The organism is Metabacillus flavus (genome assembly GCF_018283675.1).
Lineage (GTDB): Bacteria > Bacillota > Bacilli > Bacillales > Bacillaceae > Metabacillus_B > Metabacillus_B flavus.
Map to the genome: position 1 here is coordinate 2,084,188 of NZ_JAGVRK010000001.1, position 19,441 is coordinate 2,103,628.

A 19,441-nucleotide genomic window follows, 5' to 3' on the forward strand; every position below is an offset into this window, starting at 1 on the left:
AAAAAGCCATTTAAAATAGCCGGCTCCGAAAATGGAACCGGCTGGTGGATGCTATCTGATTTGACCATTCCCTTTAAGCTTAAGCTTTGTTGTAGTTAATGCCGGAAGACCCATCGGACCTCTTGCATGGAGCTTTTGTGTCGAGATGCCGATCTCTGCTCCAAAGCCTAATGCACTCCCATCAGTGAACCGTGTTGAAGCGTTGTGATAAACAGCTGCTGCGTCCACCCTGTTAAGAAATTCTTCGGCGGAATCTGCATCCTCTGTAATGATTGCTTCGGAATGCTTCGTTCCATACCGGTCAATATGATGAATCGCATCATCCATATTTTCAGCTGTTTTCACAGCAACATCCAAGCTTAAATATTCATCTGCCCAGTCCGGCTCTCCGGCTGCCGCGGCTCCATCCAAAACATTCATTGCCGCTTGATCAGCATGAACTTTAATCTGATTACTCTTAAGTGTCTCATCCAATATGTCTTTATTAGCAAAGAGCCACTCTTTATGAACAATGACCGTCTCAGCAGCGTTACAAACAGCAGGACGATCTGTCTTTGCATTCACGATAATGGATAATGCTTTTTCAGTATCTGCATGCTTATCGACATAAATGTGACAGTTCCCGACTCCTGTTTCCAGCACAGGTACAGTAGCATTTTCCACGACGGCATTGATTAATGCTCCGCCTCCGCGCGGAATTAGAACATCAATGTATTCTTTCATCGTAAACAGCTCCTGTGCTGCTTTACGGTCTGTGCTTGAAATAAACTGGACTGCGTCTTCCGGAATATCCGTTTTGGATAATCCCTGATGCAGAATATTTACAATCGCTTGATTGGAGTAAAGAGCAGAGGAACCGCCTTTTAGGACAATCGCATTGCCTGATTTAAGCGCAAGCCCTGCAGCATCGGCTGTTACGTTTGGTCTAGCCTCATAAATCATCCCGATTACTCCTAAAGGAACGGAAACTTTCTCAGCCGATAGTCCGTTTTCAAGCTCCCATTTTTCCTGTATTATACCTGCGGGATCTTCAAGATCGATAAGCTTTCTTAAACCGCTGGAAAAATCTTTAATTCTTGATTCACTCAATTTTAAACGGTCCATATACGCTTCGTCGTACCCTTTTTTTCTTCCCGTCTCCAGATCTTTTGCATTTTCATCTAAAATGTACGGGATGTTAGCTTCTAATTCATCAGCGAGTTTTTCCAAAGCACGGTCTTTCGTTTCCGTATCCAGCATCTTTAAAACATTTGCTGCTTTTTTTGCCTTAATCGCCTGGTCCTCTACTGTTTGACTTTCCATTAATAAAGTCATCCAATTCCTCCCATCAGATTATACGCCCGCTGGCATAGGAAAATCCAGCCGGCAAACTAAGCCTTCGCTGTCCACTATAGCTTTTGCATCCTGATCCATTCCTGTTACATCCAAGCCTCGGAAATTTGAAAGCTGTTCAGATGAATAGTTGACGATACCGAGTCCTATTTCCTCTCCCCGATCATCTTTAAGTCTCACAACAGCGCCATGCTTAAACCTGCCTGATACTTTTATGACGTGCTGAGCATGCAGTTCACCCGAATGCTCTACAATAGCGGTTTTTGCTTTGTCATTGACGGTCACGCTTCCCTCTGGTCCTGAGTTAAAGGCAATCCATTGCTTGCGGTGATCCAAACCGTCTCTTTCGGTGCTTGGATTGAAATACGTTCCTCGTGCAGTTCCGCTGACTGCGTTTCCAATCAGTCCTTTTATTCCTGATTTTCCTAGAAAAGCCGGGATTCCTGAAGCCATCGTGATTTTAAATGCTTCAATTTTAGATTTCATCCCGCCTGTTCCTACGCCGCTCCCTGGATCGCCGGCAGAATCCTCAATCTCGGATGTGATTTCATGCACATTTAATAGAAGTTCTGCATGCGGATTTTTCCTGGGATCACTGTCATATAAACCGTCTATATCCGACATGATGATTAGCTGATCTGCATCTACTAAACCTGCAACCTTAGCGGAAAGAGTGTCATTGTCTCCGAACTTCAAACGGTCGATTGTAACGGTATCATTCTCATTTACAATCGGGACAATGCCTCGATCCAGCAGGATTTTTAATGTATTTCGCGCATTCATATATCTTTTCTCATCTGAAAAGTCACTTCTCGTTATGAGAATTTGGGAAGCCACATATCCATGGGATAGGAAGTATTCCGAGTAGGCCTCCATCAGCAGGCCCTGACCAATGGATGCTGCTGCCTGCTTTTCTGTTAATGCAGTCGGCCGGTCTACACAGCCAAGCTTGCGGTATCCTGCTGCTACTGCTCCTGAAGATACGAGGAGAACTTCGTGTCCTTCTTCCTTTAATTCCACAACTTCCTCTACAATTCTTTTCAGCTTCCTTCTGCTGATTTCTCCGTGAAGACTGGTTAAAGAGCTGCTTCCAATTTTGATGACAATGCGTTTTTTATTAGTCAACTGTGATCACTCCTAAAAATACTGGTATGATTACTTAACCAAAATCGCTTCCTGTAATTGTTCACTCATTTCCTTAGACCGTTCAGCGGCTGATAAAATCGCTTGTGAGATTGCATGGCCGCCTCCGTTAAATTTAAGGGCTTCAAGTCCGGCTGCTGTTGTTCCATTTGGGGACGTAACATTTTCCCTCAGCTGTGACGGTGTTTCCTCCCTGCTCATCATCATTTTCGCTGCCCCTAAAATCGTCTGGGCTCCTGCTTTCCTAGCCATTTCAGGGTCCATTCCATTTTCTTCTGCTGTTTTTTCAATGCTTTCCATTAGATAATAGAAGTAAGCGGGACCGCTGCCTGCTATTCCGGTGAACAAATCCATCTGGCTTTCTTTAATGACAAATACTTTTCCAATGGCAGCCATCAATTCCTCTGCCATCCATACGTTTTCCATTGAAACGTTAGGACTTGGTGATAAAGCGGTGGCTGACTCTCCTATCATGCTCGATGTATTCGGCATCACTCTGATTACCTGCTGTCCGCTGTGAAGGCATGCTTCAATAAAATGATTTGATATTCCTGCGAGAACCGACATAATGGTTTGTTCCGGCTGGATTTTTTCTTTGAGCGGCTTCATAGCTTTTTCTGCATCCTTAGGCTTCATAGCCAGGATAAATGCATCTATTTCTTCATATGGCAGCTCTTCTGTATGCATGGCTTTTATTCCGTATTTCCGGATTAATTCATGCCTTCTATTTAGATTGCTTCTGTTTGTCACGTAAATATTTTCTTTTTTAACTGTGCCTGATTCTACTATGCCGGATATCATAGCTTCAGCCATGGAACCTGCACCAATAAATGCAACTTTCAATTCCTTCATTAAGAAGACCCCCTATTTAAATGATCTTTTAATATTTGCGCACTTCAGGATTTGTAAATCGTTGTTTAAGAACTCGTTTCATTACAACAATTATTTCATGGTTTTGGTGTGCGGATCACCTTATATATGGACACCGCCGAGGGTGTAAATCCGCTGTTTTTACTGTTCGTATTTTGTTCGTATTTTTATTTAACGTTACCTATCGTAACATGACCTCAACCAGTGTCAAGCGTGCAGAAACTCTTGAAAAACCGGTATTCTTTTGAGGGGTGCGAGAGTAAGCGTTCTCAAAGAACGGTTCAATTCTAAATTTTCAGATATTTTTTATAAAAAATCGCTCATTTGAAGTTTTCTGTGGATTTCCACTCCAGGATGCTCGATTTGCGGTCAGCCTGCTATTCGCCTCTGCGTATTTGGCACGCTCTTCGATCCATTCAACCTATACAGGTGTTTTTCAAAAAACACCTGTACGAAAAACTAAAAAAAACCTGAAACCCCACAATATGCTTTAGATAAGCAAAAAAAAAACGGCCGCATTGGCCGTTTATTTTCTTATTAAAAGGATGAGCATGGATTGTCGACTACTTGAAGCTCTTTTGTCTGGGTAGCCATTGGGCTTTTACAGATCGGGCATAACGGCTCATCACTGCTTTTAAAGTTATCCCGAACCCAGCATTTGCAATTGTCAGCTGTACAAGTCCAGATTTTCGTATCTTTTGTAATAATTTCCTCAACCGGTTTTTTATTATACAAGTACAAAACCCTCCTTTTATACCTCTAACTAAAAAGCTACCCAAAAAAGGCAGCTTTTATTACTCGCAATTTCCGCAATACGTGAGATTATGAAGCGGCTTCTTAGACTGGAGAATAAATCTCCAAAAACCAAAACAACGAAAGCCCTGCCTCTCTTTCATCCTTACGGCTCCTAGGCCGTGCCAGTATGAATCAGTTGTTTGGATAAACCAAAAACATCATTTTGAAAAAGGTTTCTTGTTAAGCAGATAAACTGAAGATAAGCTCTTGGAGGGAAAGAATGCGGTGAAAAAAGAATACTTCTTCGTTTATTTTCTAATATCGAACTTAACGTACTCTCAAGTCTAACATCGAGTCGATCAAAACTTATTATATACCTGAATCCTGAAAATGTCAATAGGCCGATAAGCTTCACGTAATTACGCACTTCATCTGCCAGGTATATTACGTTAACGATTTTTTGTTTACAGCAGTAATCGCATTCTTAATCATGGTTGTGTATCCCCGTTCCTCTAATACTGCGATTCCCTCGGCGGTCGATCCTCCAGGGGTCGTGACTTGTTCCCTTAAAGCAAAAGGATCGCCATTTTCCTTCAGCATGGAAGCAGAACCGGCAATCATCTGTGTGACAAGTTTTTCTGCCTTGAATTCAGATATTCCGTACTCCTTCGCTTTTTCAATCAGCACTTCGGCAAACAAATAAACAAATGCAGGCGCACTGCCCGTGATTGCTGTTAAATGATGTATTTCCTCCTCCGTGCACTCTTCAGCCTGTCCTATTGCATCAAGGAGCAGCTTGAGACTTTTTTCCTGAAGGGCTTCAAGCGGCTTTTTCCCTTTGCAGTACAGAGACATGCTTTCTCCAATAGAAGAGGCCGTGTTTGGCATAATCCAGCTGACTGCTGAACCGGGCAAAGCCTTCTCCATTTTTGATGGACCGATTCCAGCGGCAATCGTAACGATCAATTGGCCGCTGACAAGACTTCGGAGCTTCATAAAAACTTCCTCATGTTCTTCTGGAGGCATAGCCAGTACGACAGTGTCTGCTTCGTGAATCTTCTCCTGCCATTGGAAGACTGTTTCTGCATAATACTGTTTTTTTAGCCTCTCCAGCCTCATAATATTCGATTGGTTTGAAACAATAATCCGCTCTATTTCATTTTCTTTTTTTGCTCGTAATCCAGCAATTATGGCCTCAGCCATTCTCCCCGCTCCAATAAATAAAATAGTCGGTTTTTCCATTCATCCCACTCTCTCTTCACATTTGTAATTGTTGAAAAAATTATATCATGAAAGCGTCTGAAGGTCACCGGCTGTATAAATTGATACAGAAAACATTCAATTAGTAATACAGATTTCAGCTGTTTCACTTAAATATAAACAACAAGAAAACAAGGGTGCAACAGCTAAACAGCCGTTCTTTATAACTAACGCTTTTCCACACTTAGCCAGCCGATGTGAATAACCTTAGATTAATAAATATTTTTATAAAATATTTAAAAAAAAGCCCCTAAAAGGGCTCAATTTGAGGATTTAATGGCTGCCACACTCTCTCTTCTAATGATCTCATAGCCTGATACCATTTTTTTCTGAACGGACTTTCCTTCAATGAGACTTACTATAGAAAAAGCTGCATTCAAGCCGACATCAAAATAATGAAAACTGACTGTTGTAAGTCCCGGATGGACCATTTCTGAAATCCGGTATCCTCCAAATCCTGCCACGGAAAGGTCTGCAGGTATTGTAAAATTCTTTTCTTGTATAGCTTTCATTGCTCCTAGTGCCATATTATCTGTAGAACAGACAATAATGTCAGGGATACCTACCCTTAAAGCTTTATCTGTTTCGATTCTGGCTCGTTCCATGGAAAAGTCAGCTTCTAAAGCTTTTACCGAATGGGGACCGCTGTCTTTCAAAGCGTCCATAAACCCGCGTTTTCTCTTTAAGCCAACCGCTTCATCCTGTTCGCTTACTCCAAGAAACAAAATTTTCCGGTGACCATTTTTATATATAAATTTTCCAAGGTCATATCCTGCTTCATAATCTGCATGGATGATGGAATGATAATTGGTACTTTCCTGCCCAATGACTAATGTCGGAATTCCTGCATATTCAAACGCTTCATTGTGTTCTTCTGTTATGTTTGTAGCCATTAAAATAATACCGGCCACTTTTTGCCGTGAAAAGGCATAGATATTTTCGATTTCCCTCTCCTGTACCTGATCGGTATTGGCAACAAGCATTTGAAACCCAAGTTCCTTGAGTCTTTCATCAATGCCCATCAGCATTTTGGTCATCGTATAGGAATCGAGCCTTGGGATAATGACTCCAATAAAATTAGTTTTCTTTTGTTTCAAACTTTGTGCAAACGAATTTGGTTCAAACTTCGTTTCAGTTATGGCGGTTTGAATTTTCTTAGCTGTTGCCGCGCTTACGTAGCCGCCATTTAAAAACCTGGAGACGGTACTTTTTGATACTTTCGCCATATTGGCAATATCGGATATGGTCGTTCTCAAATACTCCCCTCCCCCTTTTTTTAAATGCTTTCTCATAAACGTGTATTTTATATCATTCCCAGGGAAAAAGACAAGTACCCATCACTTGTCTTTTGTTTACATAATTAAATTATGTATCACTTAAATACTTCAATAAAATTTGATTACAATACGTATATGCTTCTCTTTTTTTACCGCTATAAAATAATAGACTACGATTTAACCAGTGTATATCCAAGTTTTTCCCACACATAACTGATGCCTTGTTTAAACGATGGAAAGGCTTTAATGGAAAGTCCGTAGCCTCTGCTGATCATTTGCCGGGCCATGTCCGGCTTTAATCCAACGCAAATCGCTTCCGTCCCCATCAGATTTAATGCCTGCACGAGCTGTTCAAGCTTATCAATAACAGCTTCATCCGGCACAGAATACATTTCAGAGAAATCAAACAGCATGTATTCTGCTTGATTAGCACCTGCAAAGGACAATATTTTCTCTGTCATATGCTCGATTCTGTGCTCGGATAAAAATCCCGTAATGGCTGCAAGAAAAGTGTGATCAAGCATTGTCCCAATGATTGGAGTGTATAATTCCTCCATTAGCTTCCTGCCTGAAAGCAATTCCTTTTCGTAATCGGTTACATCTTTCCATGTGAGTATATAGCCCCTGCTCTCCGGAAGCCTGTCAACGACAATATGTGCAGAAAACGTTTGAAACAGATGAATAGTAGAAGTATAAGGGAGAGGTCCATGTTCAATTATCCGGATTTGATCTGCCCTGTGAAACGATTTTAAATTAACTCCCAGAAATGAATTTGCATCAGCAAGATTAATATGCGGAGCGACAGTATTTAATAAATCTCTTGCACACTCGTTAAACCAAGATATATTTAGTTCATCATCAGTTAAAATTAATGATTCTCCTACTCGGTTCAGGAGTTCAATCGTGTTAACGCCTTCCAGAAAACCCCTCTTTGGCTCCACCTGCTCAATTCCTCTCTTTCATATAGCTGTTTCCTTTTAAAAAGAAAGTGGATATATGTATGTATTACGCCTCTTTAAAGTAATCCTTGTAAAATCCGCTTACTTTTCCCGAATTATCCACGACAAAATAAAACTCTTCGGTTTCGTTTTTCACTTCATAGCTCCGGCCTTCTGTTAATGCACGATTTACGATGTATTTCTCTGCGTTTGTGTGAATGCATGTCACATTTTTTATCGTTTTTTTGTCCTGCCAATTGAGATGATTCATAGCTGATCCGCTCCTTCGATATATGTACTTCATATGTATATTTTATTCTTATTTCAGCTGCAAGGCAAACCCCTGCAGCTTTAAAATTGAATATATATTCCGGTCATATCATCATGCTGTAAGCCATTCATGTGCTCCATGTATCTTAACGCTTCTGCATATGATTCAAGACCAATTTTTGAAATCTCTTTATGTACTTCCTGAAGACTCCATTCAGGATGAAAAAAACCGTCACTAATTAATAAAAGGCTCTTAATATCCTTTAAATCAGCTTCCCCTGCCTGAATAAAATCTATCAGCTCACGGTCCCCGTTCACGACAGAATATCCTCCGCTCCGATTGGCCAGCTGCCGGTGATCTTTCATCCTTTCATGAGGGTGATCAAGAAACCAGCTTTCAGGCGGAATGGCAAGCCCTTCTGCTCTTTTGCTTTCCCGGAAATGTCTGGCCCTTTCTGAAATGCCTTCAACAGAGTTAACAGTAAGCGGAGTAACCAAACCATTAAAATCTTCCTTTAAAATCATGCAGTCCCCGCATTGGACAAAAGCCGCCCGACCTCCGTCAATCCTTAAAACAGCTGCGCAGGATGCCCACCTTAAATGCCTGTCTTCAATTTTTACAGCAGCTGACTCCATTCTTTGCAGAAGGAGCGCATTGGATTCAACCAGCCATTCTATTAAACTCTTATCTTTGTATAATGGGAGACCGAGGGTGGAAGCGAGCATATGTGAAGCAAGAAAAGCACCATTATGGCCGTTGGCAAACAACATGCCGTTCATCGGTGTAACACCGTCGAATACACCAAAGGTCTGGCAATCGTCTGAAATAAAAAAAGCATCTTCTATTTCAATTTTGCTTGGACTTTTATGACTCAGTAAGGATATGTTCATCAAAAATCACCCCTAATTCTCCCGGTATGCTGCTTTTTCAGTATAGCATATAATGGAAAAATGGTGAATGAACCGCGGATTAGACATTTCCAATCGATAGACCGTGCGGCAGCCTGGTGGAGGATTTTATATTGGCATCCAAAAGGACCTTTCCGTTTCATAGATTAAGGGTGGAAGAAGACCAAAAAGGGAAGAACGCTTTCGCTTCATTGAAGAACCAATAAGCCAAACAGCTTCCCATTGATTATTCTCCATTCCGGTTCTTTAGTTCCGCTAAATGAGATATGAGATTGACCACAGCGTCCAGCCATTCATTTAGCGTTTTATAAAACACATTGATATCAATGGCAAAAATGCTCTCATCCAGAATTACAGCTGCGATTGCATTTCTAAATGACTGAATTGTCATATTCAAATACACTGCCGGCCAATTATCATCTAATAATTGAGAGAGGAAAGCCTCTAGGTTTTCTGTGCGTTTTTTCTGAAAGTCAGTAAAATAGGAAAACAGAGTCTCAAAAATTTGATTATTTTTCTCAGTTTGATCAAGGTACTTAGCATATTCATTTTCCCCTCTTATTGTCAGCTCATTATTCCATACAGACTGAATTCGCGTTTTCCCTTCAACTGCTCCTCGGATCATCGTTTGAATCATACATGGCCCCTCCGCTTCCTGCTTCTGAAATATTAAAGCAACTGCACTTCAACCAAACTTTTTCAAAACATTACCCATACTAATATAGCATTTATTGAAGGTTAGCCAAAATTGAAAAAGACCTATTCCAAGCGGAACAGGCCTTCTATCAAAAAAGTCTAATTATCCCTCCAGAAGAAGTGACTCAGGGTCTTCAAGCAAATCTTTTACAGTAGCAAGGAAGCTAACTGCTTCTTTTCCATCAACAATACGATGATCATATGATAATGCAATATACATCATTGGACGATTTTCCATTCTTTCCTGATCAAGTGCAATCGGACGCCATTGAATTTTATGCATCCCAAGGATCCCTACTTGAGGTGCGTTCAAAATTGGTGTGGAAAGCAGGGAGCCAAAAACTCCGCCATTTGTAATTGTAAAGGTTCCGCCTTGAAGCTCATTAAGCGCAAGCTTGTTGTCTCTTGCTTTTTTAGCAAGGTTGGAAATTTCCCCTTCTATTCCTGCAAAGCTCATGCGGTCTGCATCACGGACTACAGGTACGACAAGACCGTCCGGAGCAGCTACAGCAATACCGATATCATAGAATTTTTTCAGCACAAGTTCAGTTCCTTGAATTTCTGCATTTAAAAGCGGGAATTGCTTAAGTGCAGCCACCACGGCTTTTGTGAAGAATGACATAAAACCAAGACGAACATCATGCTGCTCAAAAAACTTATCTTTGCGGCGCTTTCTAACATCCATGACAGCTGTCATATCTACTTCATTGAATGTCGTAAGCATGGCAGCCGTTTGCTGCACTTCAACCAAACGGTTCGCAATCGTTTGTCTGCGGCGGGACATTTTCACGCGCTCAACCGGTTTAGCCGGATTATCTGCCTGCGCTTGAGGAGCTTTTTCAGCAGGTTTCGCTGCTTGCGGCTGCTTAGGCGCGTTTTGGTGATTTTCGATATCATGCTTGCGCACTCTTCCAAGCGGGTCGGAAGCATTCACAGAGCTGAGATCAATTCCTTTTTCTCTCGCAAGCTTTCTTGCAGAAGGCGAAGCGATTGTACGGCTCTTAGAATCCGCTTGTACAACAGGCTCACTTTCTCTAGATGGGATGTGATCTGTTTTTGGTTCTTCTTTCTTGGATTCCTCTTTAACAGGCTTTAGCTCAGCTTGTTCCTGGCTTCCTTCATTTGTGCTTTGTCCGCCGCCCGATTCTTCTTTCTCATCGATCGTTCCGATGATTTCACCTACTTGAACGGTATCCCCAGCGTCCTTCAGCACTTCTTTCAGTACTCCGGATTGTTCTGCTGTCAATTCCACATTGACTTTATCTGTTTCAAGCTCTAGCAAATACTCGCCCTGCTCAACAAAATCACCAGGCTGCTTTAGCCATTGTGCAATTGTTCCTTCCGAGATTGATTCTGCCAGTTCCGGTACTTTAATTTCAGCCATGATCATTTCCCCCTTAGTTTCGTGTGATCGCCTGTGTTATGATGCGTTCCTGATCTTTTTTATGGACAGTTGGATCTCCCTCTGCTGTACTGGATCTCCTTGTTCTGCCGATATAGGATACGTCAGCTCCTGATGGGGCTGATTCGCGAAGTTTAGGTTCTATATACGTCCATGCACCCATATTTTGAGGCTCTTCCTGAACCCAGATGATTTCTTTAAGATTTTCGTATCTGGACAATATGGATTCCACTTCTTTTTGCGGATATGGATAAAGTTCTTCCACTCTCAGAACGTGAAGCCAATCTGTATTTTCTTCTGACTGGCGTACTTTATCTGAAATATCAATGGCAAGCTTCCCGCTGCAAAGAACAACGCGTGTAACGGCCTTGTGCTCTCCGCCCATCCCTGATTGCTCAAGCACCTTTTTAAAGGATCCGCTGCTTAGTTCCTGAACATCCGAAACCGTGTTCGGGTTGCGAAGCAGGCTCTTCGGAGTCATAATAACGAGCGGTCTGACTTCCTCCATTTGCAGGATTTTAGCCTGTCTTCTAAGGATATGGAAGTATTGGGCAGCACTTGTAAGGTTAGCTACTGTCCAGTTGTTTTCAGCGGCAAGCTGAAGATAGCGTTCCAGTCTTCCGCTTGAATGCTCTGGTCCTTGTCCTTCATAACCATGCGGAAGCAGCATCACGAGCCCGGATTTTTGACCCCATTTTGCACGGCCCGCAGAGATAAACTGGTCGAAGAATACTTGAGCAGCATTCGCGAAATCTCCGTATTGGGCTTCCCAAAGGACTAATGTTTCAGGAGAGAATACGTTATAGCCATATTCAAAGCCGATGACAGAGCCTTCAGAAAGCGGGCTGTTATGAACCGCGAAGGATGCTTTCGTCTGATTAAGCTGATGAAGCGGTGAATACACGCTGCCTGTTTCACTGTCATGCAATACAAGATTTCGCTGTGCGAAGGTTCCCCGCTCTGAATCCTGCCCGCTTAATCGGATTGGTGTGCCATCAAGCAAAATGGAACCGAATGCAAGAGCTTCAGCAAGTCCCCATTCTACCTTGTGATCCTCTTCAAGAACACTTGCACGTCGTTCGAGGATCCGCTGCAGCTTCCCGAATACCTTAAAGTCTTCCGGCCACTCTACTAGAGCACGGTTAATGGAACGGATATCGCTAATGTCAACAGCCGTCTCGATTTGAGGGATTCCATGAGAAATTGTTTCCGGAAGCTGAATCTCATGTACCTGTGTCACCTTTTTATCAGGGACTTTTTTGTATGCAGTCTCAAACTTGTTCTGTACTTCCTCTTCCAGGGCTGATACTTCCTCTTCTGAGAGAACCTGATCTTCAGTAAGAGATTTGGCGTAAAGTGCCTTCACTGTATCGTGCGCTTTAATCTTGCTGTAAAGCTGCGGCTGAGTCGTCATCGGTTCATCCATTTCGTTATGTCCGAAACGGCGGTACCCGATTAAGTCGATAAGGAAATCTTTTTTAAATAGTCGTCTGTATTCAGATGCCAGATAAGCTGCAGCAAGACACGCTTCAGGATCATCGGCATTTACATGGATGATCGGTATTTCATACCCTTTCGCTAAATCACTCGCATAGCGGGTTGATCTCGAGTCGGAGCTTTCTGTTGTAAAGCCGATCATGTTATTTGCAATAATGTGAATGGTTCCGCCAGTCTGATAGCCTTTCAGCTGACTGAGGTTGAGCGTTTCAGCTACAATTCCTTCACCAGGAAAAGCTGCGTCACCGTGAATAAGAATGGCAAGAGATTTGCTTGTATCGATTTCAGGAAATCCGCTGACTTTCCGGTTTTCCTGTGCAGCTCTCGTGTAGCCCTCTACGATTGGATCAATATATTCCAGATGGCTCGGATTATTTGCAAGTGTAATGCGGGCTCTTACCATGTTCTCTTCTTTAATCTGCCTGTCTGCGCCTAAATGATATTTTACATCTCCGCTCCAGCCGTAGTTAATGCCTGTCGATCCTTCAGAAGGGACGAGGTCTTTATTTGGTGCATGCTGGAATTCCGAAAAGATGATTTCATACGGTTTGCCAAGTACGTGTGCAAGCACATTCAGGCGTCCCCGATGAGCCATACCGATATTAATGGTTTTCGTGCCGTTCTCAACTGCGCTTTGAACCATTTCATCAAGCACCGGCACAAGCATATCCAGTCCTTCAATGGAAAACCTTTTTTGCCCTACAAATGTTTTATGAAGATATTTTTCAAATCCGTCTACCTCAAATAGCCTTTTAAGGAGTGCTTTGCGTTTTTCTTTGGAGTGCGGTTTGAATAAATCTCCCGTTTCCACCATGCGCTTCAGCCAATTTTTTTCTTCGAACCGGTGAACATGATCGAATTCGAAAGACAGTGATTTTTTATAGCTTTCTTTTAAGTGAAGAATGGCATCATATCCGTTCTTCACACTGGATGGAGCGTCTTCGCATAATACAGAATACGGGATTTCTTTCAAATCCTCTTCTGAAAGACCGTATGCCTCAATGCTTAGCAGATCCTGTCTGTCACCCATTCCTTCAATTGGAAAAATGGAAGCATTTAAATGTCCATACGTACGAATATCCTCAGCCAGTTTTACAGCTGAAGCAATTTTTACGATTTTTTCAGGACCGAAATCCGCGATTGACTGCTTGGACACTGGAGCTGCTTGAACTGAAACAGCGGTTCCCTTATCCGGCGGGTGGCCCAATTGTTGAAATAGTTCCTGCAAATCAGCGTCGACCGATTCAGGATTTTCAGAAAATTGATCATACAGATCCATGACATAGCCAAGGTTAGGGCCATGGAAGTCTTCCCATGTAACGTTGAGCTTTGACTTGGTTTGCGACATTTCACACTACCCCCAACTAATAATTACCGAATGTAAATAATAGGATATTATTCTGGTATATATATTTATGCTGACCGCGTTTTATGTAAATTGGTTAAAACGCTTCCATAGATATTTTAACACTACCATTTATTCTTTCCAACAATTATCTATCGAAAATTGTAAATAATATTGAAAAACAAAAAATTGTGGCGAATCATGGGAAAAAGCCATTCAGTGCAAATTTTCCGCCAGAATTCCTTGCACACCATCGGTTTTCTCTTTCTATTTGTTCTCCATTGCTGCGACTCATTTAATATAAATGGTTAAAAGTAGAGTCCCTGAAGAATAGGATTATCATGGTTCGTGTCGATTTTTGTATTTTTTTCTGCTGAAAGGGAATGGCTTCAGGCACTCATCTAAGATGGCGGTTTTCGTGCTCTGCCCGATCTTTTCAACCAGCAGCCAAACGCCCTTCCGCTTCATTACAGATAGAGCAGAAATCAACATTGAGCTTTAATGAACCTATTAGAAAAGGACACCATGCATCTGCCGGGTGCCCTCCTCTTAATTTTTGGCTCTGTTAAAGCCTGATGTTGATTTTTAACACCTGTTGATTGGAGTGGAAGGCGCGAGACTTGAGCTTTAGAGCAGCGGGACAGGTGAGACCCCGCAGGCGCAAAGCGGCGAGGAGGCTCACCGCCTGCCCAAGGATAAGCGAGCGCCTGCAACGGAAATCAACAGCCAAGTTTAACAGAGCTTAATTTCTAGCTGTTTACGCTGAAATTGCTGTTAAGAAATAGTAAGGATAAGTTTGATTTCCTCGCCCGGCGCTCCAATCATCCGATGTTTCCTAAGCAGAAGTGATTACAAGCTTTGAATGCTTTTCTTTAAAAGCTTTCTCAGAAGAGGAAACAGTACATCAGGCAAATCGCTGACATTCGGCACGATGATACTGAATTTCCCATAGATGTTCTGAATGGTTTTGACCTGGCTTTCCTCTGCTTCCCCATTGGACAGGAAGATGTTGATCACTTCGATCCCTCTTTTTCGTGCTTCAATGACCGCTTCATGAGTATCGACAATTCCTTTTTGCTCATAATCCATTGCTGCTGGTTCTCCATCTGAAAAAACGATTAAAAACTTTTGTTTTTCTTGTCTGGCCGACAATTCCTTCGTCATATGACGGATTGCAAAGCCATCCCTGTTATCTTCTTCAGGATTCAGCTGCATGATAGCCGGACCGGCACTTTTGTTCAATGAGCTGCGGAACGGGATGATGCGGTGAAAATAATTGGGCTGGCTGACTGCAGACGCATCATTCGTATCCTCCCAGAATCCCGTAACCTGATGGACGACCCCTACTGATTTCAGTGCCTCATGGAAAAGGGTAATTCCAAGCTTGGTGTCATCCATTTTATCGTGCATAGATGCGGAGCAGTCGACAAGTAGAGTAAACACGGCATCAATTTGGATTGATGGCTCCTGCTTTTTATAAAAAAGTCTTGGATTATCGTCTGTGATCCACCGCAGCAGTTTTTTGCCAAGTCTGCCGGTATGAAGATCTGTTCTTGGATTGGTCTTTTTATGCTCAAGTGTTTTTTGAATCATCTGCTTTAATTTTTTTTGATAATGAGAAATAATGGCTTTATTCCGGCTGTATTGCTGATAGTGCTCAGGAGAAGCAGGGTCCGGTGTCTTTTGGACAGCAAAAGCAAACTTATTTTCTTTGCCAAATGCATTCTGGCTGCCGTTTGTGTTTCCATCCTGGCGGTTTTCAAGAACCTCTGATTGAGCATAATTATTTTTCTTCGATTCTCTTGCCGATCCTTGAACGGTCCCCATGGCCTGATCCCCGTCCTCACCTTCACGCAGACCATTTCCCATTAAGTCCGTTTTGGAACCGTGTTCGAGATCATATTGAAGAAAACTGTCTGTCGCCTTGCTTGTCTCCCTGTGCCACGTCGGCATTTCCTGGTCATGGACGTCCCGCTCTTCTTTACGGTCAAGCTCAAGAGAATCATCATTATCCAGTTTGTTTGTCCTTTTCAGATCTTTAAAGGTAAGGCCCGTCCCCTCTTCAAATCCATGTTCTGGAAGAAAAAAGTATGTATTGAGCATATCCTTTTCCAGGAATTCTTCTATGGTTTCACTAATTCTGAGCGCAATCCTTGCAGTCTGTTCTGTCCCTGCACTTTCATAAGCATATTCAAGCTCCCTTTGAAGAAAGGGCAGCATTCTTTCAAAATCTTCGTTTATAGCCGGCACCGCCTCAAGCGGCGATTCAGCGGTCAGCTTTAAAAATAACGCATTAAACAAAGCATCTGTCTTGATATTGCGTTCAAGGTGAATGGTCAGCTGAGAACGGAAATACATCCGGTACATTTCTGTGCGGCGTTTGAAAAACTTCTTTGTACCCGGCCGTTCCCTTTTGATAATTTCTTCGGTTCGGACATCTTCAAGCAGTGAAAAAAGCTGCTTCGCAAACTCAGGGATTGATAGTCTTTTTGTCTTCTTAATAAAATCATTCGTTTCTCGAGGGCTGCTGTGAAAAACGTGCCCTGTTGCATGAAGGTAAACATCACTTTTCAGCCCGCTAATCTGATCTGCAGCAGGCCGGTGATCCCAAAAATGGGTTAGATAGATTTTATTTTCAGCCGGATTCAAATAAGAGTACGGAGCATACTCCATCTCCAGGTCCGGATTTTTAGAGAGTGTTTTTGCAAGGTCTGACAGTTCCATAAAAAGGAAGGAATCGATTTGGCTATCGTTGAATTTTATAAATCTCATAAGGAGGCCTCACTCAAATAACGTTTCTGCAATATTGCGGATGGCCGCTTTTTCCCGTTCATCCTCGACCTTTTCTGCAATTCCACGCTCAATTGCGCGCATAGGAGGGATGAATGCAGCAAGGTCGCACGTATCAAGAAGAGCCCTTATGGAAGCAGCTTCTTCTGATACCTGGCCATTTTTAACCTGAGTTATTAAATCTGCAGAAAGCCTGACAAATAAGCTGATGAGGACCGGATCCTTCAGTCCTGATTGATTCGTGATAATTTGACGGAGCTCTTCCCCTTGGATATAAGGAACGTCAATGATAACAAAACGGTTCTTTAATGCTTCATTTAAAGGAACCGTTCCTACATACCCTTCATTAATCGCTGCAATGACTCCGAATGCTTCAGACCCTTTTACCACTTCACCTGTAAATGGATTCGTGATCATTTTGCGGTAATCGAGAACACCGTTCAAAATTGGCAATGTCTCAGGTTTTGCCATGTTGATTTCATCTATGTATAGGAATTGTCCTTTTTTCATTGCATTGATTACGGGTCCCGGAACAAATTCAATCGACGTGCTGTCCCCTTTTGTGAAGATTGTTTTATAGCCTAATAGCGCTTCTGCATCAAGATCTACCGAACAATTTATGCTGTGCATAGACCGGTTGAATAAGTGAGAAATCGTCTCTGCCAGCTTTGTTTTTCCTGATCCGGTCGGTCCTTTCAGCAGGATATTTTTCCCGAGGGCCAGGGCGATGACGGCGTCCTCTATTATAGAAGAATCTCCTGTGATGAATCCTCCTCCGCCAATTAGTGAAGCATCCATTTCAGATAATGCAGATGTTTTTTGTATTTTAGCCCGAATGGCTTCAGGCAAATTCAATTTCATTTCATTCATACAATCAAACCTCTTTTCAGCGTCTCATTTTCTTATATCAGTATACAGAAAAAAGACGTACATCACAAAAAATCCTTACCCGGCTGACAGGCCGGATAAAGATTCCTCTCTTTTACATTGATTGGTTCTCTTTATGAATCACACCGCAGGCAATTCTTGCACCGGCATTACCAGCCGGATCAGTTTTATAATCATCTTCTTTCTCGTGTATGACTAATGCGCTCCCATCTTCATCAAGCACCTGAGAAAATTCTGCAAGAGGTGCGGTTACATCTGCAGTAATCTTCCCGTCTGAACCAATGGTGATGTTCGGAATGTCTCCTGCATGGGGCCCATGCGGATTTTCGAAACCGTGTTTTTTTGCAAACGGATTCAAATGGGCACCGGCCGACGTGAAATCAGGCTTTACGCATGACCCCGTTTCATGAATATGAATTGCTCTTTTCCCAGGAGGAAGGTTTTCTCCCTCCAGATGAATGTTTACCCCTTTTATCGTCTCTGTAATAATAGCTTTTCCAGCAGCCTCTCCTTTAGATGTGATCAGAGATACTGTTATCTCCTTTTGATTTTTTTCAGATGCAGTTTCCAGTCCCTCAGCTTCCGGATGGTGATGTTCGCTCATCCCGCTCGAACATGCGTTTAAAAATCCTGCAAGCAGCAATAGGATTCCTGCTTTGACTATGTTGTTCATACCATTCCTCCGTTCTTTGTTTTTTTGCCTTTCATTCGCATTTTCTCCAATTGTTACAGCATACAAACCCGGAATTATTGAGCATGAACATCTATTATCAGCTGATTTTTCAGTGAATTCTTCCGTGAATATTCCTCCCTGATTTGCGCACTGCAAAATGCAAGGTTCTTTATCCATTAGGCAAAAAAAAGAAGCCAGCGGCCTCTTAGAAGTAGCGCTTAGCTCCGAGATAATGACTTTTCCAATACGAATTGGATAAATTGGAGACGGTAATCCCTTGAGACCCGCTGGCGTGTATGAAATCTCCGTTGCCCAGGTAAATTCCCATATGCGAAGGTCCTGCCTTATACGTGGTGAAGTACACGAAATCTCCTCGTTCAGGCTCTGATACAGGTTTCATTATGCTGGAGTAGCCTGCAGCGCTGAGACGGGAAACCGAGGTTACCTTGTTCATCACATAATAAACAAATCCGCTGCAATCGAATCCTGAAGGTGTGTTTCCGGCCCATTTGTACGGAATCCCCATCAATCGTTCAGCTTCATTGATCATGGCTTCCGTTTTGCCTGTATCGGCCTGGCTGTTATCAGGAGCAGAAGGAGCTGGATTGGATTCCGGCTTTACCTCACCTTTCAGCTTAAGTACTTGATTAACATAAAGTGTGTCGTTTTTCAGCTGGTTGGAGACCTTCAATTCAGCAATCGTTAAATTAAACCGGTTGGCAATCTTCCAGAGGGAGTCGCCTGGTTTTACCTGGTATGTATTCTGGCTGCTCGTGTCTTTATCCTCTGAAACAGGCGTTTTAGGCGGGGCAGGCGGAGTAACCGCCGGTTTCACAGGATTAGAATTCGAATTAATCTTTAAAACCTGTCCAAGAAAAATCGTATCTTTTTTAAGTGCGTTCAGGGTTTTCAGTTCATTAACGGTCATCCCGTACTTTCTGGCAACCAGCCATAAGGAGTCGCCTTTTGAAACCTTGTATGTATCTTGTGTGCCTGATTCTTTATGCGGCTCTGTGCTGGCATTTTTGATTTGAGTCCCTGTACCTGGAATCTGAAGAACCTGTCCAGCAAAAATCGTGTCGCTTTTCAGCTGATTGGCTTCCTTTAATGCCTTTTGGGAAACCTTGTACTGATTCGCAATCTTCCAAAGCGAATCTCCGCTCTTAACCGTTACGCTCTCTGCAGAAGCAGCGGTTGCAAAAAATGAAGCACCTGCCACTGCGGTTACCGTCAATCCGAGTACTTTATGGTTCATTAACAGAGCCTCCTCTACTTTCACCATTTATTTTACTTCAGTTCCTAAACTTAGACTACTAATTTTGTAAAAAATAAGTAGTTTTTGCAATAGATGAGTCGATCTTTGACAGCAATCTTTATATATATCGGATATTTTTCTATTTATTTAACATGGAAAGG

Annotated in this window: 16 protein-coding genes; all 16 read right to left on the bottom strand. The window is 42.5% G+C overall.

Going from position 1 to position 19,441, the window contains the following annotated elements; genetic code table 11:
* Positions 1-51 precede the first annotated feature (51 nt).
* Positions 52-1,314 (bottom strand): glutamate-5-semialdehyde dehydrogenase, encoded by a 1,263-nt coding sequence (locus J9317_RS10690; RefSeq protein WP_211558438.1) that lies wholly within the window; start codon positions 1,312-1,314, stop codon positions 52-54.
* Positions 1,315-1,332: 18 nt separating this feature from the next.
* Entirely contained in the window at positions 1,333-2,457 is a 1,125-nt protein-coding gene (gene proB, locus J9317_RS10695) for a glutamate 5-kinase (protein ID WP_211558440.1), read from the bottom strand.
* A gap of 30 nt (positions 2,458-2,487) precedes the next feature.
* Positions 2,488-3,327: a pyrroline-5-carboxylate reductase gene (gene proC, locus J9317_RS10700; protein WP_211558442.1), complete on the bottom strand. Its 840-nt coding sequence runs from the start codon at positions 3,325-3,327 to the stop codon at positions 2,488-2,490.
* A 555-nt stretch (positions 3,328-3,882) separates the two neighbouring features.
* Positions 3,883-4,080, bottom strand: a complete 198-nt coding sequence (locus tag J9317_RS10705; protein ID WP_211558444.1) for a cold-inducible protein YdjO-related protein — start codon at positions 4,078-4,080, stop codon at positions 3,883-3,885.
* A 444-nt stretch (positions 4,081-4,524) separates the two neighbouring features.
* Positions 4,525-5,322: a pyrroline-5-carboxylate reductase gene (gene proC / locus J9317_RS10710; RefSeq protein ID WP_211558446.1), complete on the bottom strand. Its 798-nt coding sequence runs from the start codon at positions 5,320-5,322 to the stop codon at positions 4,525-4,527.
* A 278-nt stretch (positions 5,323-5,600) separates the two neighbouring features.
* Positions 5,601-6,596, bottom strand: coding sequence for a LacI family DNA-binding transcriptional regulator (locus J9317_RS10715; protein ID WP_249292135.1), 996 nt, complete (start codon positions 6,594-6,596; stop codon positions 5,601-5,603).
* Positions 6,597-6,787: 191 nt separating this feature from the next.
* Positions 6,788-7,558 carry an STAS domain-containing protein gene (locus J9317_RS10720; RefSeq protein ID WP_211558450.1) on the bottom strand — a complete coding sequence of 257 codons (771 nt, stop codon included), beginning with the start codon at positions 7,556-7,558 and terminating at the stop codon, positions 6,788-6,790.
* Between the two features lie 64 nt (positions 7,559-7,622).
* Positions 7,623-7,826: a DUF6501 family protein gene (locus J9317_RS10725; RefSeq protein ID WP_211558452.1), complete on the bottom strand. Its 204-nt coding sequence runs from the start codon at positions 7,824-7,826 to the stop codon at positions 7,623-7,625.
* An 80-nt stretch (positions 7,827-7,906) separates the two neighbouring features.
* Complete coding sequence (locus J9317_RS10730; RefSeq protein WP_211558454.1) at positions 7,907-8,716, bottom strand: protein phosphatase 2C domain-containing protein; 810 nt, start codon at positions 8,714-8,716, stop codon at positions 7,907-7,909.
* Positions 8,717-8,960: 244 nt separating this feature from the next.
* On the bottom strand, positions 8,961-9,371 hold the full coding sequence (locus J9317_RS10735; protein ID WP_211558456.1) for a globin family protein: 411 nt from the start codon (positions 9,369-9,371) through the stop codon (positions 8,961-8,963).
* 162 nt (positions 9,372-9,533) lie between these two features.
* Positions 9,534-10,814 carry a 2-oxoglutarate dehydrogenase complex dihydrolipoyllysine-residue succinyltransferase gene (gene odhB / locus J9317_RS10740; protein WP_211558458.1) on the bottom strand — a complete coding sequence of 427 codons (1,281 nt, stop codon included), beginning with the start codon at positions 10,812-10,814 and terminating at the stop codon, positions 9,534-9,536.
* 13 nt (positions 10,815-10,827) lie between these two features.
* The gene (gene sucA / locus J9317_RS10745; protein WP_211558460.1) at positions 10,828-13,677 is read right to left on the bottom strand and encodes a 2-oxoglutarate dehydrogenase E1 component; all 2,850 of its coding nucleotides are present in this window, start codon (positions 13,675-13,677) and stop codon (positions 10,828-10,830) included.
* An 846-nt stretch (positions 13,678-14,523) separates the two neighbouring features.
* A complete protein-coding gene (locus tag J9317_RS10750) occupies positions 14,524-16,446 on the bottom strand; it encodes a vWA domain-containing protein (protein WP_211558461.1) in 1,923 nt (640 codons plus the stop codon).
* A gap of 9 nt (positions 16,447-16,455) precedes the next feature.
* A complete protein-coding gene (locus J9317_RS10755; RefSeq protein WP_431190677.1) occupies positions 16,456-17,334 on the bottom strand; it encodes an ATP-binding protein in 879 nt (292 codons plus the stop codon).
* A gap of 112 nt (positions 17,335-17,446) precedes the next feature.
* Positions 17,447-18,025, bottom strand: coding sequence for a superoxide dismutase family protein (locus tag J9317_RS10760; RefSeq protein ID WP_211558462.1), 579 nt, complete (start codon positions 18,023-18,025; stop codon positions 17,447-17,449).
* A 205-nt stretch (positions 18,026-18,230) separates the two neighbouring features.
* Entirely contained in the window at positions 18,231-19,280 is a 1,050-nt protein-coding gene (locus J9317_RS10765; RefSeq protein WP_211558463.1) for a C40 family peptidase, read from the bottom strand.
* Positions 19,281-19,441: the final 161 nt, after the last annotated feature.

What these genes read in the sequence shown, in the direction of transcription:
- sucA (WP_211558460.1), bottom strand. Translation starts at nt 13,677, where the DNA reads ATGTCGCAAACCAAGTCAAAGCTCAACGTTACATGGGAAGACTTCCAT.
- proC (WP_211558442.1), bottom strand. Translation starts at nt 3,327, where the DNA reads ATGAAGGAATTGAAAGTTGCATTTATTGGTGCAGGTTCCATGGCTGAA.
- J9317_RS10765 (WP_211558463.1), bottom strand. Translation starts at nt 19,280, where the DNA reads ATGAACCATAAAGTACTCGGATTGACGGTAACCGCAGTGGCAGGTGCT.
- J9317_RS10760 (WP_211558462.1), bottom strand. Translation starts at nt 18,025, where the DNA reads ATGAACAACATAGTCAAAGCAGGAATCCTATTGCTGCTTGCAGGATTT.
- J9317_RS10755 (WP_431190677.1), bottom strand. Translation starts at nt 17,334, where the DNA reads ATGAATGAAATGAAATTGAATTTGCCTGAAGCCATTCGGGCTAAAATA.
- odhB (WP_211558458.1), bottom strand. Translation starts at nt 10,814, where the DNA reads ATGGCTGAAATTAAAGTACCGGAACTGGCAGAATCAATCTCGGAAGGA.
- J9317_RS10690 (WP_211558438.1), bottom strand. Translation starts at nt 1,314, where the DNA reads ATGACTTTATTAATGGAAAGTCAAACAGTAGAGGACCAGGCGATTAAG.
- J9317_RS10750 (WP_211558461.1), bottom strand. Translation starts at nt 16,446, where the DNA reads ATGAGATTTATAAAATTCAACGATAGCCAAATCGATTCCTTCCTTTTT.
- J9317_RS10725 (WP_211558452.1), bottom strand. Translation starts at nt 7,826, where the DNA reads ATGAATCATCTCAATTGGCAGGACAAAAAAACGATAAAAAATGTGACA.
- proC (WP_211558446.1), bottom strand. Translation starts at nt 5,322, where the DNA reads ATGGAAAAACCGACTATTTTATTTATTGGAGCGGGGAGAATGGCTGAG.
- J9317_RS10730 (WP_211558454.1), bottom strand. Translation starts at nt 8,716, where the DNA reads ATGAACATATCCTTACTGAGTCATAAAAGTCCAAGCAAAATTGAAATA.
- J9317_RS10735 (WP_211558456.1), bottom strand. Translation starts at nt 9,371, where the DNA reads ATGATTCAAACGATGATCCGAGGAGCAGTTGAAGGGAAAACGCGAATT.